Below are 15,456 nucleotides of genomic sequence, written 5' to 3'. Positions count from 1 at the left end.
AAAAAGAAAAAACTGTTTATTATGAACAGTTTAGCGGTCAATTTCAGTAAGAAACTAGAATTTTGGTTCCGAATCTCCATCTACCTATTCCCATGAGAATCCTCAAGATCCAGACCTTACGTGGCCCAAACTACTGGAGCATTCGACGCCACAAGCTGATCGTTATGCGCCTCGATTTAGAAAACCTTGCCGAGATACCCTCAAATGAAATCCCTGGCTTTTATGAAGGATTAGTAGAGGCGCTACCAAGTCTGGAGGGTCACTATTGCTCCCCTGGCTGTCGCGGCGGTTTTTTAATGCGAGTCAAAGAAGGCACCATGATGGGACACATCGTGGAACACGTAGCCTTAGAACTCCAAGAACTAGCTGGAATGCATGTAGGCTTTGGGCGCACCCGTGAAACTGCCACACCTGGAGTCTTCCAAGTTGTGATCGAGTACCTAAATGAGGAAGCGGGACGCTACGCTGGACGAGCAGCAGTGCGGCTGTGCCAAAGTATCGTTGATAGAGGTCGTTATCCAAAAGCAGAACTGGAACAAGATATCCTAGACCTCAAAGACCTATGGCGTGAATCTTCTTTAGGTCCCTCCACAGAAGCCATTATTAAAGAAGCCGAAAAAAGAGGCATTCCCTGGACACAGTTAAGTGCGCGCTTTTTGATTCAGCTGGGTTACGGAGTGAATCAGAAGCGGATGCAAGCAACTATGACCAATAAAACAGGCATCCTGGGAGTAGAACTGGCTTGCGACAAAGAAGCTACTAAACGCATTCTCGCAGCAGCAGGAGCGCCAGTACCTAGAGGTACAGTGATCAACTTTTTAGATGACCTAGAAGAAGCAATTGAATACGTGGGCGGTTATCCCATCGTCATCAAACCATCAGATGGTAATCACGGACGTGGAATTACTATTGATATTAGAACCTGGGATGAAGCTGAGGCCGCTTACGAGGCCGCAAGACAAATTTCTCGGTCAGTTATTATTGAACGCTATTACCTGGGGCGAGACCATCGGGTACTAGTTGTAGACGGCAAAGTTGTAGCAGTAGCCGAACGTGTACCAGCCCACGTCGTTGGTAATGGTAGATCCACCATTGGCGATCTAATTTCTGAAACCAACGAAGACCCCAATCGGGGTGATGGTCATGATAAAATCCTCACTAAAATTGAACTGGACCGTAACAGCTACCAACTGCTAGAAAGGCAAGGTTACACCCTCAAGAGTGTGCCACCAAAAGGAGTAGTTTGTTACCTGAGAGCAACAGCTAATTTAAGTACAGGTGGTAGTGCCATAGATCGTACCGATGAAATCCACCCAGAAAATATTTGGCTGGCACAAAGGATAGTCAAAATTATTGGTTTGGATATTGCCGGACTAGATATTGTGACTACAGATATTAGTCGTCCCCTACGGGAGACAGATGCTGTAGTGGTGGAAGTCAATGCTGCCCCAGGTTTTAGGATGCACGTTGCCCCTAGCGAAGGCACACCCCGCAACGTCTCTGGAGCCGTGATGGATATGCTGTTTCCCAACGAACAGTCAGGATTAATTCCCATTTTAAGTATCACTGGTACTAATGGTAAAACTACTACCACTCGACTGTTAGCACATATTTACAAGCAAACGGGTAAAGTAGTAGGTTATACGACTACGGATGGTACTTACATCGGTGAATACTTAGTTGAATCTGGAGATAATACCGGACCCCAAAGCGCCCACGTCATTCTAGAAGATCCCACTGTAGAAGTGGCTGTACTGGAAACTGCTCGTGGTGGTATTCTGCGCTCTGGGCTAGGGTTTGAAATGGCTAACGTGGGTGTAGTTTTAAATGTAGCTGCTGACCATCTAGGTATAGGCGATATCGATACTATTGAACAGTTGGCTAACCTGAAGAGTGTGGTAGCAGAAGCCGTATTTCCTGATGGCTATGCAGTCCTGAACGCCGATGATCATCGCGTTGCGGCTATGGCGGAAAAAACAAAAGCTAATATTGCTTATTTCACAATGAATCCCGACTCGGAATTAGTGCGGAAGCACGTCCAAAAGGGAGGAGTGGCGGCGGTTTATGAAAATGGCTATCTGTCAATTGTCAAAGGTGATTGGACGCACCGCATCGAAAGGGCAGAAAATATTCCCTTGACAATGGGTGGACGCGCACCATTTATGATTGCTAATGCTTTAGCCGCAGGTTTGGCAGCCTTTGTGCAGAATGTCACAATTGAGCAGATTCGTGCTGGCTTGAAGACCTTCCGGGCTTCTGTGAGTCAAACTCCAGGAAGGATGAATTTATTTAATTTAGGTAAACACCATGCTTTAGTAGACTATGCTCATAATCCAGCCAGTTATGAAGCATTGGGTTCTTTTGTCCGCAATTGGACTACAGGAGAGCGGATTGGTGTCATTGGTGGGCCTGGCGATCGCCGTGATGAAGACTTTGTTACACTGGGCAAATTATCAGCAGATATTTTTGACTACATCATTGTCAAAGAAGATGATGATACCAGAGGACGTTCACGGGGATCAGCTGCGGATTTAATAATTCAAGGCATTAAAGAAGTCAATCCCAACTGCCGTTATGAGTCAATTTTGGATGAAGCTTCCGCCATTAATCAAGCCTTAGATACTGCTCCTGATAACAGTTTGGTGGTAATTTTGCCAGAAAGTGTCAATCGGGCGATCAAATTAATCAAGCTGCGCGGTTTAGTAAAAGAGGAGGTACAGCCACAAAATACCTCCACGACAATGCTAGATACCCAAAATGGCGTGACATCTTCTGTGATCAATACTTTACTCTAGTCCAACAGTAGAGACCGGTTAATCGCGTCTCTACCCTTGGCTATTCCTATTCTTTTTCACTATTAGTGTCATCATCATTAGAGTCCAATTCTTCCTTAAAACCCCGTAAGGTTTTACCTAGTGCATTTCCCAATTCCGGAATTTTCTTAGGGCCAAAAACCACGATAGCGACTATAGAAATTATCACTACCTCCGGCCATCCCAGTCCAAACATAATATCTTACCTGTTAAGGGGCTATCAAAATTAAACTAACATTATCTGTTGACGCTCATCGTAAATAGGGCTTGTTGAATAAAGATAAAACCCTTTATTAATCAGGTTTTTGCGGATTTTTATTACAAAAAACTGCAAAGTTTTAGCTTATGGTGTCTCAAAATACTTGCATTTTTTCTTGTCGGATACAGGAAATTGAGGATACCCAGATAGCTTAAACTGTTCCCTGTTCCCTGTTCCCTATCCCCACTAGAAGACTTTTTCCGCAAGCCCTAAATATAACGTTTATCGGTTGAGTGAAATCCAATAACCTCACCCCACTACCCTCACTGATATTTACAGGGTTTTCGCCACTTCCCACTCCCAACTCCCAACTCCCCACCTCTATGAGTGCTGAAACATTAATTATTGGGTAATTTCCATCCCTAACCAATCACTTAATTCATGTGCTAGCCATTCCAATTCCGCTTCCGATTGAATACTACCAAAGTTGACATTAAGCCGATACTTCCTGACTCCCGCCCAAATCTCCAACTGCGCCGCCACTGTAGTTTTATCACCGTCCGAGTCTAGTGTCATGTGTTTGGGAATATACATGAGTTTAGTAATACTGTTTCTAGGGGATGGCTGGGGACGATAAGACTTGAATATCCATAATTGATATTGCAAGGCTATTTCCTCGTTATCTAAACCCAGTCTAATGTTGCCAAATAACCCCATAAGTAAGCTTCCTATCATAAACCAGCCCACCCCCCAAAAGGGCAGTGAAAACAAAGCAAAGGGCAGGTTGAGAGGAAAAGGGGGACCAGAAAGAGCGCCAACTGTCCAAAACAGGACAAAGGCATTCCAAAAAACCGTAAAAAAACCTGTAAATAACATCTCCAACTTAAAACCCACTGGTGGAATCAGAATTTCTAGATAATCTGAGTTTTTGGTGAGTTGAAGTTTACTTCCAACAGGTTGGACAACATTGATGGCGAGAGGGATGGCGAGAGGACTATTCAATTGAGACTCATTCAAAGCTTGCAAGGCTGCTATAGCAGAACTGGGTCGCCGTTCCAAATTCGGTTCAGTCATCAACTGTAACCATTTCTGAAAATGGCGACTGAGATTAGTCACTTGCTCAAACTGAATGCGAAAATCTTTTTGGGGTAAATCGGCGGGATGAGTACCCGTACTTAAATAAATTAAAGTTGCACCTAAACTATAAAGGTCAGACGCAGGAACGGTCCGCGCCCCAAATTGCTCTGGAGGCATATAACCATAAGTTCCGACTACAGTCCTAGTTCCACCTTCCGCCGCCAGGACAGTTTGTACTGAACCAAAATCCACTAGGTAAACTTGACCGACGCTATTTCCAGAACGCTCACCTAATAAAATATTGCTAGGCTTAAGATCACGGTGAATTACAGGGGGATGCAGCCCATGTAAGTAGGTGAGAATCTCTAAAACTGCTATGGCTACCTGTTTTATATCCGCTTCTGTAAAAGTCCGCCCAGTTTGTAAGTATTGCTCTAATGTTTGAGCCGGAATATAACTCTGTACTAGAGCAAATCCTTTAATATTAGGTGAATTGACTTCAAAATAGTCTAAATAGCGAGGGATAGCCGCATGGGATAAAGATTTTAATGTTTCAGCTTCACGCTCAAACAGCTTGAGATCATCCCATTCAAAGTCACTATTAAATGTAAGTAACTTTACAACTACCAATTCCCCAGTTACTTTATCTCTGGCTAATAGCGATCGCCGCCCTGATTTTTTTCCCAATACCTGCTGGACTTCGTAGCGGTGGTCTAAGATTTCGCTGACCATTATGATTGCTGATAACAGTGTGTTTAAACGCTTTCTTAGCTGATAGCTTGTCAAATTAGGCAAGCTGATATCTTTAAGTATAATTGTGTCTTTGTATGCCTTCCCAACTTTGGCCTTATGTTACCCCTGGTATTCCCGATGAATTATTTGAGCATTTACCCGGTATTCCCTTCACCCAAAGAGAAGTTAGGCTGTTATTGATTTCTCAATTGCGTCTCAAACCTGATTCAGTATTATGGGATATTGGGGCGGGAACGGGGACAATTCCTGTAGAAGCAGGGCTACTATGTCCTAGTGGACAAATTATGGCAGTGGAACGGGATGAAGATGTTGCCAAATTAATTAAGCGCAACTGCGATCGCTTTGAAGTCAAAAATGTGCAAGTAGTTGAAGGTAACGCCCCAGACTGTTTAAATCATCTCAAAATAGCTCCTGACCGCGTTTGTATTGAAGGTGGAAAAACCATTCAGGATATTTTGTCAGCAGTCTGGAATTATCTGCCGCCATCTGGTAGAGTAGTCGCCACAGCTGCTAATCTAGAAGGTTTGTATGCTATTTCTCAAAGTTTTTCTCTTTTGCGCGCGAGAAATATTGAAGTGGTGCAATCTGCTGTTAACCGCCTGGAGACGCGCGGCTTTTCTCAAACCTTTGCAGCTGTAGATCCCATTTTTATCCTCAGTGGTGAGAAACTAGACTAGATTGGGGACTAGGGGCTAGGGACTAGTGACTGGGGGAACTTCGACAGGCTCAGTGCATCACTGGGGACTAGGAAAATGTTTTCCTGATTTTGAAGACCCAATACCCAATCCCCGTTACCCAATCCCCAATCCCCAATACTTCAGTGCATCACTGGGGACTAGGAAAATGTTTTCCTGATTTTGAAGACCCAATACCCAATCCCCGATACCCAATCCCCAATCCCCAATACTTCATTCAAAATAGTTATTTATATGCCTTGGTCTAGAATTATTAGTGGAATTATAGCGATCGCCCTTGCTTTGATTGCAACCCTATTAGGTGGTTGGTACTTTACGATCGCCATTGCAGTGGTTGTCTTTTTAGGTCAAGAAGAATATTTTAATTTAGTCCGAGCCAGAGGTATTGTTCCTGCGGCTAAAACCACTATGTTTGTCAGTCAAGCCTTATTAGTGATTTGTAATATTAATGACAGTCTTGCTGATGCTGTCATGCCCATAGCTGGCACACTAATTTGTTTTTACTTACTGTTTCAGCCCAAAATGGCGACAATTTCTGATATTTCCGCCTCCATTATGGGACTGTTTTATGTTGGTTATTTATCAAGTTACTGGGTAAGATTACGCACTCTAGATAGTTTAGCCAGCAGCAACCTTCCTTTCGGTGGTTATTGGCCTGAAAATTGGCTAGACATTACACAGCCAAACAGTTTAGCATCTCTACCACAAGGGTTAACCTTAACGGTTCTGAGTTTTTTATGTATTTGGGCTGCTGATATCGGCGCTTATATTATTGGTAAATTTTTTGGTAAAACCCGTTTATCTGATATTAGCCCGAAAAAAACCGTTGAAGGTGCGGTGTTTGGTATTACTGCTAGCATCGCCGTTGGTTTAGCAGGGGCTTATTATCTCCACTTACCAAAAGTTATCTTCACTGGTGTAGCATTGGGTTTACTGATTGGTATTGCCAGTCTTTTAGGTGATTTAACAGAATCTATGCTCAAGCGTGATGCTGGGGTAAAGGATTCTGGTCAGTTGATTCCTGGTCACGGCGGTATCTTAGACCGGACTGATAGTTATATCTTTACAGCCCCTTTAGTTTACTATTTTGTCACACTTTTATTACCGTTAATAGCCGACATTTAAAGTAAGGATTAGTCACTTTCTAATTGCTATTTCTCAAGGATTGACGTTAATTTTTCCTTGGCATACCAGCTTACCAGGAATCAAAGTTAGTTCTTGAATATCAATATCTGAGCCAAGATCGATATGGAAACTATGTTCATTCTCTAACATTGCTACCTGATTTTGCCTGACTTGGATATTCTCTAGTTTTAACTCATGACCGTTGACTAATTCTAAATTTAAACTAATCTCAATAGGTGTAAGTTCACTGGTAGATGATATAATACCTACAACTAGAATTTTATGATCCCCAATAGTTATTTTTTCCCAGGAAATTAGCTGATATTTTAAGCAAGATTCTGGTAAGATTTTCAAAACTACATCATTTAAAGCTGTAGATAATAGTTCCGATCCTAGAGAACTATTTATATCTTTTTCCTCAATGATTAAATTGCCAACTACTGGTACTATGTGTAACAGTTTAACTGGTTGACCTTTAAGTATGCCACCGATATTCACCTGAATATTTTCTGCTGCGAGTTGAATTTGTGTAACATGAATACCTTTATACACAGCGTTAGTGGCATTAATACTGACCCAGGGAATACGTCCAGAGAGAAGTTGGCGATCGCCCGCCTTAATTTCCACATCCAACTGGGATACTTGGCTAACTTGTGATTTTAACCAAAACTTGAGCGCTGTTGTCAGCACATTTGTGATTATACGGGTTTTGTGTGACTTTTTAGGTGGTAAATTTTCCATTGAACCAGTTTTTTTATACCTATTTGTTTCACAGTAACTTAAGTAAAATAAGTTCTAAATTTAACACCGATAGCTAATTAACGCAAAAAATATTATATTGATTATCCCCACCGTTGAAGTCACATACAGTAATTACAACATGGAGGCTCGGTTACAAAAAATTTTAGCGCAATGGGGTATTGCCTCCCGTCGTGAAGCTGAAGACATGATTCGGCGATCGCGCGTAAAAATCAATGGCTCATTAGCTCATTTAGGTCAAAAAGTTGACCCAGAAACAGATAAAATTTCAGTAGATGGTAAGCTCGTCTCGCCTCACCAGCGTCCGCCTTTAATATATCTACTGCTACATAAACCAGCAGGGGTAGTTTCCACTTGCTACGACCCACAAGGAAGAAAAACAGTTTTGGACTTACTCCCTGAAGAATTAACCCAAGGTTCAGGTTTACATCCCGTTGGTCGTTTAGATGCAGAATCAACAGGAGCATTAATCTTGACAAATGATGGGAGTCTGACATTTGGACTCACCCATCCCAGTCACAGTATTCCCAAGACTTATGAGGTTTTAGTCAAAGGACATCCCGCCGCAGAAATTCTAGAAATATGGCGTAAAGGTGTAGTCTTAGAGGGCAGAAAAACACGTCCTGCTGAAGTGAATTTGATCAAAAGACTTGCAAAAAACAGCCATTTAGAAATAGTTTTAAAAGAAGGGAGAAACCGACAAATTCGCCGAGTAGCTCAACAATTGGGATATCCAGTAATTAAGCTACATCGTACTTCTATCGGCCCCATTAAATTAAAAATGTCAAAATTACCCCTTTTAAAAGCAGGTAACTATCGTTCTCTTAAAAGCGCTGAAATTCGCTTTTTACAAGAGCAGATTAAGCATCTACCAATTCAAGATACAGCTGAGGTCAGGAGCGCATCAAAAGCATGAAATGGCTAAAAAGTAAAGAGAAAGAGCAGCCCAAAGTTTCATTAGACCAACAACAAGAAACAAAATTGGCAGAACTGGGCGCTCGCCTATGTGCTTCTCGTCAACAACAGGCTTTATCACTGGAAGAAATGGTAGGTTTGACCAAAATTCCCCTGCGGTTGTTAGAAGCCATTGAACAAGGCAAATTAGAGGATTTACCAGAACCAGTTTATCTTCAGGGTTTAATCAGGCAATTTGCCGACGCATTAGGCTTGAATGGAGGGGAATTTGCTAGCAGTTTTCCCCTCGGTAGACATAAACAGGTGAATTTACCACGGAAAAAAAAGAAATCCCCAAGTCTATTAATTCCCCTCCGACGTTACTCAATTGGTCTATTACGACCTATTCACCTTTACTTACTTTACATATCCCTAATCCTATGCTCTGTCAGTAGCTTATCTCATGCACTGAAAAGTAATGCTGTCAGCGATAGCAATCAACAGCCAGGGGGACAAACTGTATTCCAAGCCCCACCAAATCAATTAAATTCCCCACAATTATCCGCGAGTTTAACACCTGTTAACAACAGCATTAATGACACCAATAATAGCGATTCAGTACACATTGGTGTAACCTTGAAAGCATCATCCTGGATTCGTATAGTAGCTGATGGTAAAGTCCAATTTGAAGGGGTTCTTCCACAGGGAACTCAGCGCACTTGGAAAGCCCAAGAAGAGCTAACAGTAAAAACTGATAATGGCGGTAGTGTGTTGATGAGTGTCAATCAGCAAGCAGCTCAACAAATAGGCGAATCAGGGAAATATCAAGAAATCAAGATTAGTAGTAAACCAACTAATTAAGCAGTATGGGTGGGGAGTAGGGTAAAAGCCTTTCGGTGTCTAACTTTTATGATCAGTTTATATCCTAACGTGTATGCGTAGTGCTATAAACGGGTCATGGGAACTGGGTTATGGGAAATTTGTCACCCCATCACCCTCCCTGAAAACGCCCCGGTTTTTCCTAACCGTGAATCTATAGCAAATCCCAAGGAAATTATGACAAAAACAGGTCATGAAAACCTTGCAATTAAACAGTGTCAAGGCTTCTCCCTGCGGCCTGTTCCCCTGCTCCCTGCTATAGTTTATTTTTCCTGGGGTGCGCGTCCATAGAGTTGGGTCAGATGCTTCAAGCGCTCTCCTATTTCATCTGTTAACAATGAAGGCTGATAACGCCAACCCCAGTTACCCTCAGCCGTACTAGGAAAATTCATTCGCGCCTCGGTTCCCAAACCTAAAATATCCTGTAAAGGAATAATGGCTTGATTGGCTATAGAACTCAAAGCTAATCTAATTAAATCCCAGTGGATACCTTCAGGACTAATACAACCTAAATAGAGTAGTAAATTACGCTTTTCCCAATCATTGGCTTGATTAAACCAACCTACAGTCGTGTCGTTATCATGAGTTCCCGTATAAACAACAGCATTACGGGTGTAGTTAAAGGGTAAAAATGAATTACCAGGATCAGAACCAAAAGCAAACTGCAAAACTTTCATACCGGGAAATTCATACTTGTCCCGCAATGCTTCTACTTCTGGTGTAATTACCCCCAAATCTTCCGCTAATACTGGTAGTGTACCCAATTGAGTTTTAATCGTATCAAATAACTCCTCTCCTGGCGCTTTCATCCATTCGCCATTCATGGCTGTTGTTTCTCCTCGTTCCACAGCCCAATAAGCTTCAAAGCCCCGGAAATGGTCAATGCGAATTACATCTATGTAATCTAGCATCGCCTCAAAACGACCTACCCACCATTTAAAATCTTGTTTTTGTAACTCTTCCCAGTCATAAACAGGATTTCCCCATAATTGACCAGTTTCACTAAAGTAATCGGGTGGAACTCCCGCCATTAAAGCTGGTTCTCTAGTCTCTTCATCTAAACAAAAAATATGAGAATGCGCCCAAACATCAGCACTATCTTGGGCTACATATATAGGAATATCACCAATAATGTAAATTCCGCTCATATTGGCATAAGATTTGAGTTCAGACCACTGGCGGAAAAATTCAAATTGGACAAACTTATAATAATAAATTTCCGCCCCTAACTTTTCCTTAGCTTGCTCTATTGCTGCTGGTTCCCGTTTGACAAGTTCCGCCTCCCAAGTGTGCCAACTGGTATCATGATGAGCATCTTTCAACGCCATAAATAAGGCGTAATCATCAAGCCAATGGGCTTTACTGTGACAAAAACCTGAAAATTCTGTTTGTTGGAAATCTGTCGCTTTAACTTGAAAGTTCTGACAAGCTTTTTTAAGTAATGCAGTTTTGAGGGACTTAACTGGCTCGTAATCTATCTTAAATTCGTCAAATGTTGGTAAATTAGCAAAGTCCTCTTCAGCTAATAAACCTTGTTCTACAAGTTGTTCTGGACTGATGAGCATGGGGTTTCCCGCCATTGCTGAATATGCAGCATAAGGAGAGTTACCGTATCCAGTGGGACCTAATGGTAAAACTTGCCAATACTGTTGGTTACTTTCTCTCAGAAAATCAATAAATTTATAGGCTTGTAATCCTAAGTCTCCAATGCCAAATCGACTGGGAAAAGATGTAGGATGCAGTAAAATTCCACTGGATCTAGGAAAAGGCATATTTAACTTCAAATATAGTAACGAGATATCCCATCGAATCTATCATGCTCAGGTTTTTATTGAAAGCTGTCTAAGAGGATGTTTTAAAAGTTTTAGGCGAATATAATTCACTACTACACAGGCAAAGTCCACCTGCGTGGACTAATGAAAAATCAAGGTTTTTAACCCGTGCAGGCGGCCTTCCCTACAGGAAGACGCTTCGCGTCAAGTTTGTGTAGCCGCGACTTCTAGTCGCCAGGGCTTTACTCTAAGGATGGAAGGATATTTTATTTCACTCTGCTGCCAACTTCTCTGTGTGAAAATGATTACCCAACTAAATTTATCATTTAACTCATGACTAATCACTATGACTTATCGAAATCCTGCACCGACGGTTGATATCATCATTGAATTGGTTGATCGTCCATATCGACCGATAGTTTTAATTGAGCGTCATAATTCCCCTTTGGGTTGGGCGATTCCTGGGGGTTTTGTCGATTATGGTGAGGCGGTGGAGGTGGCGGCGCGACGGGAAGCTGAGGAAGAAACGGCTTTGCAGGTGGATTTAATTGAACAGTTTTTGGTTTATTCTGACCCTGGGCGGGATGCGCGTCAGCATACTATCAGTATTGTGTTTTTGGCAAGGGCTACTGGGGAACCAATGGCGGGTGATGATGCTAAGAATATCGGGATTTTTGAGTCTTGGCGTGTGCCGAGTAATTTATGTTTTGATCATGACCGCATTTTGCAGGATTACTGGCGGTATCGGGATTATGGGTTGCGTCCTCGGTTGGGTTTTGATTAATTAACCGCCAAGTCGCCAAGTACGCCAAGAGAAGAGAGAATTTCTGCGATTATACTGGGTTTGTGGTGTTTTAGGGTGCTTTATGGATGCTGAGGAATTGTTGGAGAAATATGCCGCAGGTCAAAAACAATTTAAACAGGTAAATTTGAGTGGGGTAGAACTCAAGGGTGCAAAGTTAAATGACATAGACCTACAGAAAACAAATTTGAGTGGGGCAGATTTAAGTGAGGCTACACTAACAAAAGCTTATCTTTGGGAAGCAAACTTTTCTAGAGCATATTTACAATCTACAAATTTCAATCAAATTCAGGGCGTTTCTCTTAATTTCAGTTGGGCTGATCTCAAGGGTGCTGATTTAAGCTACGCAAATTTGAAAGATGCAACTTTTTTGAGGGCAAATTTAACAAAAGTAAACTTAACGCAATCCAATGTTACTAATGCATTGTTTGAAAACGCTAATCTCCAAAAAGCTCAACTTCGGGGAGTTTGTCTGGAAAAATGTAATTTGTCAGGAGTGAATTTAGCTGAGGCGGATTTAGTTGGGGTATCCCTAGAACAAGCAAACCTTAAAAATGCTTGTCTACAAGCTGCAAATTTAGAAAGAGCCAATTTGTCAAATGCAAATTTAATGCTGTCAAACTTTGATGGTGCAAATCTGAAACAGGCAAATTTAACCGGAGCAAATATTTATGGTGCAACCTTTAAAAATGCTGACCTAACGGGTGCAATAATGCCTGATGGGGAAGTTTACCAGCCCACTACTTCAGAGGGTGAAGTTGGTACTCCAGAAACATTGTTAGAAAAAGTGATATCTATGACTCGTGAAGTAATTCGGACTGATAACGCACCGGCTCCAGTGGGACCATATAATCAAGCGATCGCCGCTTCCGGTAAAATGATCTTTGTAGCTGGTCAAATCGCCATTGACCCCCGCCTCGGTGATGTGGTCTACACAGATGACGTTAAAAAACAAACTGAGCAGGTAATGGCTAACTTAGAAGCTATTCTGACAGCATCTGGTGCTAAGTTTGAAAACGTGGTTAAAACCACAGTATTTTTAGCTGATATGAATGATTTTGCCGCCGTGAATGCGGTTTATGCTCAATATTTTTCTGAAGAAACAGCCCCCGCTCGTGCTTGTGTGCAGGTTTCTCGCCTACCAAAAAATGTTTTAGTCGAAATTGATTGTATCGCTGTCATCTAAAATCTTACTCCCTTCCTCGCCTGCGGGGAGGGGCTGGGGGTGGTGTTCTAAATTGCAGCCAAATATTAAGCGATCGCCTTGATTAATTTAACCATACAGGCGATCGCATTTTAAATATTGAAAAAAATTTGCAAAAAATCACGTAAAAAAACCCAGGAAACACAGAGAACTCACTCATTGGCTAATTACATTCCACCGAACTTGCAATGGTCTGACAAAATTTCAGCGCAACTATCTGGCTGTTCCTCAACCACATCTGCAAAATGCTTATCCATAATTATCGGCACTTGTGTAGAAGGAATACGACTATAGCGGGTTTTATCTGGCATAACAATATTAGGACCTGCTTTACATTTTTTCATGCAGCCAGTACCTTTAATCGTCACCTTGTCTTCCAAACCGCGATTACTTAAAGCCGCTTCCAACGCCTGACAAACAGCTTTACCACCACGCTTCATACAATCAGACTTTTGACACACCAAAATTGTGTGTTTATTTTTACCCGCTTTTGCTTGGCTAGTTTTCATTGCTGGAGGTTCCTGTACTGGAGTCAGAGTAGCCACACTCCCGATTTCCGAACGTGCTGCCATCACACGCTCTGCTTTTAAAATAACTTTATCTTTTTTTATATCACGCTTTTTATAACCAACAACTTGTAGCCAAGTACCTTGTGCTAAACGCAAGTCAAAAGCAGCACGCAAATGTTTAGCAAGTTTAACATAACATTCACCCTCAGCAGTGCCTAATAACAGCCCCTTCAATTTATAGCCATCTTTAATTACAAAATCTATCAACCTTCCTTCCAGGCAAAATTCCGAAGTCTCTGTATTATAAGATGCATTCATTTTCCTTAATCTCCTGTTAACTAACTCAGCCTGAATATCTGTTATATGTCAAAACTTCAAAACTTTCGGTAGCGACTCTTCCAAGACTGTTCCAAACCCCAAATTAAATCTTGGCGTGATGCTCTTAATTGCTGTATCACAGACCAAACTTGAATAATTGCCAGAGGATGATTGATCTCTACACACAATGGTTGGTTAGTCTCACACCAGCAAGGAATATCTAGCTCCTTTAAACGTTGATAGACCTGCCATCTATCTACCCACTCCACTCCTAAAACAAAATTATTCTCGATTTCTGAACTTAATGGTTTCAACAAACTAGCCCCCAAAATGCGACTAAATTACACTAATTACTGTGCCTTTACCCCCTGAATCAGAAAATATTGGGGAGTAGAGCTTCCTTCAAATAGCATAACTTAAGTAGGATATATTCTCAATTAATTTAACACGAAATCTCAAGGATTCAGCATAAGTTCCGGTTATGTATCTCACAGTAGGTACGAAGAAATGGAGAGAATAGATAGATTCTTCTCCAATACTGGATGTTTAAATGTATAAAAGTTACCTAGTTGGCTTGTTTAGAAAAAGAACTAATAAGTAATCACTTTTTTACATTTTGATGTCTATAAATTAGTTCAAAAATATTGTCATTAGCGGGAAATACTCAGTTATAAATATAGAGGTTAATTATCTAAGTAAATAACAAAAATTGCTATTTATGACACAGAAAAATCTCAATATTTTGATATTATTTAACCTTGCTTTGATTTTTTAAATGTTAATATATAAAAGAGAAGCAATTAAAAGCCATCACTGTTAAAAAGAGAGAGAACCAATGTCTGATACACAAACACTCTTACAAAATTTTGGTCAAGTTTACGACAATCCTGTATTGTTAGATCGCAGTGTAACCGCTCCGGTAACTGAAGGTTTTAACGTTGTATTAGCTAGCTTTCAAGCATTATATTTACAGTACCAGAAGCATCATTTTGTGGTGGAAGGTTCAGAATTTTACTCGCTACATGAGTTCTTTAGTGACAGCTATGAGCAAGTACAAGATCATATCCATGAAATTGGCGAACGGTTAAACGGACTGGGTGGTGTACCAGCTGCTAGCTTTAGCAAATTAGCGGAATTAACTTGTTTTGCACAAGAACCAGATGGCGTATATTCTTGCCGTCAAATGATAGAAAATGATTTAGCCGCAGAACAAGCGATTATTAAAGTGATTCGTGGTCAAGCCTCTCAAGCTGAGAGTTTGGGCGACCGGGGTACACGGTATCTCTATGAGCAAATTTTGGTAAAAACTGAAGAACGAGCCTACCATTTAGCACACTTCCTGGCTAAAGACAGCTTAACCTTGGGATTTGTCCAACCTGTGCAGAATTAGTTCTGTGATAATTTGATTTTTGTGTAATCTACTCTCATGCAATAATTGGCGGGCTTAAATCTTAAATAAAGATAAAAGATGGCAGGAGTAGTATAACTATTCCCTGCCATTTTTAATGGGATGAAATGGCTACCAATAATATTTTCACTAACTACAGCGATTTCAGATAAAAATACATAAACAGAACCCCTCCCTAACCCTCCCCCCAACGGAGCCTACGGTGTACACACAAGTAGAAGTAAACTACTAGGGGAGGGGACTTTATGA

At 41.3% G+C, this 15,456-nt stretch carries 14 protein-coding genes; 8 read left to right on the top strand and 6 right to left on the bottom strand.

The genetic code is table 11. From position 1 onward, the window contains the following. Window positions 1–92 precede the first annotated feature (92 nt). Window positions 93–2,795 (top strand): cyanophycin synthetase, encoded by a 2,703-nt coding sequence (gene cphA, locus ACM0OP_RS14200; protein ID WP_414529083.1) that lies wholly within the window; start codon window positions 93–95, stop codon window positions 2,793–2,795. Between the two features lie 46 nt (window positions 2,796–2,841). On the opposite strand, the gene tatA is transcribed toward cphA, so the two are convergent. Next, window positions 2,842–3,009, bottom strand: coding sequence for a twin-arginine translocase TatA/TatE family subunit (gene tatA / locus ACM0OP_RS14195; RefSeq protein WP_414529064.1), 168 nt, complete (start codon window positions 3,007–3,009; stop codon window positions 2,842–2,844). 405 nt (window positions 3,010–3,414) lie between these two features. Continuing rightward, window positions 3,415–4,821, bottom strand: a complete 1,407-nt coding sequence (locus ACM0OP_RS14190) for a serine/threonine protein kinase (protein ID WP_414529063.1) — start codon at window positions 4,819–4,821, stop codon at window positions 3,415–3,417. A gap of 95 nt (window positions 4,822–4,916) precedes the next feature. On the opposite strand from ACM0OP_RS14190, the gene cbiT reads away from it, so the two are divergent. Both cbiT and ACM0OP_RS14180 read left to right on the top strand, forming a co-directional pair. Beyond that, a complete protein-coding gene (cbiT, locus tag ACM0OP_RS14185; RefSeq protein WP_414529062.1) occupies window positions 4,917–5,519 on the top strand; it encodes a precorrin-6Y C5,15-methyltransferase subunit CbiT in 603 nt (200 codons plus the stop codon). 252 nt (window positions 5,520–5,771) lie between these two features. Beyond that, window positions 5,772–6,662: a phosphatidate cytidylyltransferase gene (locus ACM0OP_RS14180; RefSeq protein WP_414529061.1), complete on the top strand. Its 891-nt coding sequence runs from the start codon at window positions 5,772–5,774 to the stop codon at window positions 6,660–6,662. A gap of 33 nt (window positions 6,663–6,695) precedes the next feature. Here the strand turns inward: ACM0OP_RS14180 and ACM0OP_RS14175 are convergent, their stop codons facing one another. Continuing rightward, on the bottom strand, window positions 6,696–7,403 hold the full coding sequence (locus ACM0OP_RS14175) for an LmeA family phospholipid-binding protein (protein WP_414529060.1): 708 nt from the start codon (window positions 7,401–7,403) through the stop codon (window positions 6,696–6,698). A gap of 139 nt (window positions 7,404–7,542) precedes the next feature. On the opposite strand from ACM0OP_RS14175, the gene ACM0OP_RS14170 reads away from it, so the two are divergent. Next, a complete protein-coding gene (locus ACM0OP_RS14170; protein ID WP_414529059.1) occupies window positions 7,543–8,337 on the top strand; it encodes a pseudouridine synthase in 795 nt (264 codons plus the stop codon). Next, the gene (locus ACM0OP_RS14165; RefSeq protein WP_414529058.1) at window positions 8,334–9,176 is read left to right on the top strand and encodes a helix-turn-helix domain-containing protein; all 843 of its coding nucleotides are present in this window, start codon (window positions 8,334–8,336) and stop codon (window positions 9,174–9,176) included. The genes ACM0OP_RS14170 and ACM0OP_RS14165 overlap by 4 nt, the downstream gene beginning before the upstream one ends. A gap of 281 nt (window positions 9,177–9,457) precedes the next feature. On the opposite strand, the gene malQ is transcribed toward ACM0OP_RS14165, so the two are convergent. Then, window positions 9,458–10,966 carry a 4-alpha-glucanotransferase gene (gene malQ / locus ACM0OP_RS14160; protein WP_414529057.1) on the bottom strand — a complete coding sequence of 503 codons (1,509 nt, stop codon included), beginning with the start codon at window positions 10,964–10,966 and terminating at the stop codon, window positions 9,458–9,460. A 346-nt stretch (window positions 10,967–11,312) separates the two neighbouring features. On the opposite strand from malQ, the gene ACM0OP_RS14155 reads away from it, so the two are divergent. Beyond that, window positions 11,313–11,750: an NUDIX domain-containing protein gene (locus ACM0OP_RS14155; RefSeq protein ID WP_414529056.1), complete on the top strand. Its 438-nt coding sequence runs from the start codon at window positions 11,313–11,315 to the stop codon at window positions 11,748–11,750. An 82-nt stretch (window positions 11,751–11,832) separates the two neighbouring features. Further along, window positions 11,833–12,954, top strand: coding sequence for a Rid family detoxifying hydrolase (locus ACM0OP_RS14150; protein WP_414529055.1), 1,122 nt, complete (start codon window positions 11,833–11,835; stop codon window positions 12,952–12,954). A gap of 185 nt (window positions 12,955–13,139) precedes the next feature. Here the strand turns inward: ACM0OP_RS14150 and ACM0OP_RS14145 are convergent, their stop codons facing one another. Together ACM0OP_RS14145 and ACM0OP_RS14140 are read right to left on the bottom strand one after the other, a co-directional pair. Continuing rightward, window positions 13,140–13,799, bottom strand: coding sequence for a (2Fe-2S) ferredoxin domain-containing protein (locus tag ACM0OP_RS14145; protein ID WP_414529054.1), 660 nt, complete (start codon window positions 13,797–13,799; stop codon window positions 13,140–13,142). A gap of 56 nt (window positions 13,800–13,855) precedes the next feature. After that, window positions 13,856–14,113: an Asr1405/Asl0597 family protein gene (locus tag ACM0OP_RS14140; RefSeq protein ID WP_414529082.1), complete on the bottom strand. Its 258-nt coding sequence runs from the start codon at window positions 14,111–14,113 to the stop codon at window positions 13,856–13,858. Window positions 14,114–14,634: 521 nt separating this feature from the next. Here ACM0OP_RS14140 and dpsA point away from each other — a divergent pair. Continuing rightward, a complete protein-coding gene (gene dpsA / locus ACM0OP_RS14135; RefSeq protein ID WP_414529053.1) occupies window positions 14,635–15,189 on the top strand; it encodes a DNA starvation/stress protection protein DpsA in 555 nt (184 codons plus the stop codon). Window positions 15,190–15,456 lie beyond the last annotated feature (267 nt).

This window comes from Nodularia chucula CCY0103 (assembly GCF_963923915.1).
Lineage (GTDB): Bacteria > Cyanobacteriota > Cyanobacteriia > Cyanobacteriales > Nostocaceae > Nodularia > Nodularia chucula.
Note: the sequence above shows the minus strand (reverse complement) of the source record. Positions and strands in the feature narration are given on the sequence as shown.

Bases quoted from the DNA above. Each gene is read 5' to 3' on its own strand.
- cphA (WP_414529083.1), top strand. From the start codon at position 93: ATGAGAATCCTCAAGATCCAGACCTTACGTGGCCCAAACTACTGGAGC.
- tatA (WP_414529064.1), bottom strand. From the start codon at position 3,009: ATGTTTGGACTGGGATGGCCGGAGGTAGTGATAATTTCTATAGTCGCT.
- ACM0OP_RS14190 (WP_414529063.1), bottom strand. From the start codon at position 4,821: ATGGTCAGCGAAATCTTAGACCACCGCTACGAAGTCCAGCAGGTATTG.
- cbiT (WP_414529062.1), top strand. From the start codon at position 4,917: ATGCCTTCCCAACTTTGGCCTTATGTTACCCCTGGTATTCCCGATGAA.
- ACM0OP_RS14180 (WP_414529061.1), top strand. From the start codon at position 5,772: ATGCCTTGGTCTAGAATTATTAGTGGAATTATAGCGATCGCCCTTGCT.
- ACM0OP_RS14175 (WP_414529060.1), bottom strand. From the start codon at position 7,403: ATGGAAAATTTACCACCTAAAAAGTCACACAAAACCCGTATAATCACA.
- ACM0OP_RS14170 (WP_414529059.1), top strand. From the start codon at position 7,543: ATGGAGGCTCGGTTACAAAAAATTTTAGCGCAATGGGGTATTGCCTCC.
- ACM0OP_RS14165 (WP_414529058.1), top strand. From the start codon at position 8,334: ATGAAATGGCTAAAAAGTAAAGAGAAAGAGCAGCCCAAAGTTTCATTA.
- malQ (WP_414529057.1), bottom strand. From the start codon at position 10,966: ATGCCTTTTCCTAGATCCAGTGGAATTTTACTGCATCCTACATCTTTT.
- ACM0OP_RS14155 (WP_414529056.1), top strand. From the start codon at position 11,313: ATGACTTATCGAAATCCTGCACCGACGGTTGATATCATCATTGAATTG.
- ACM0OP_RS14150 (WP_414529055.1), top strand. From the start codon at position 11,833: ATGGATGCTGAGGAATTGTTGGAGAAATATGCCGCAGGTCAAAAACAA.
- ACM0OP_RS14145 (WP_414529054.1), bottom strand. From the start codon at position 13,799: ATGAATGCATCTTATAATACAGAGACTTCGGAATTTTGCCTGGAAGGA.
- dpsA (WP_414529053.1), top strand. From the start codon at position 14,635: ATGTCTGATACACAAACACTCTTACAAAATTTTGGTCAAGTTTACGAC.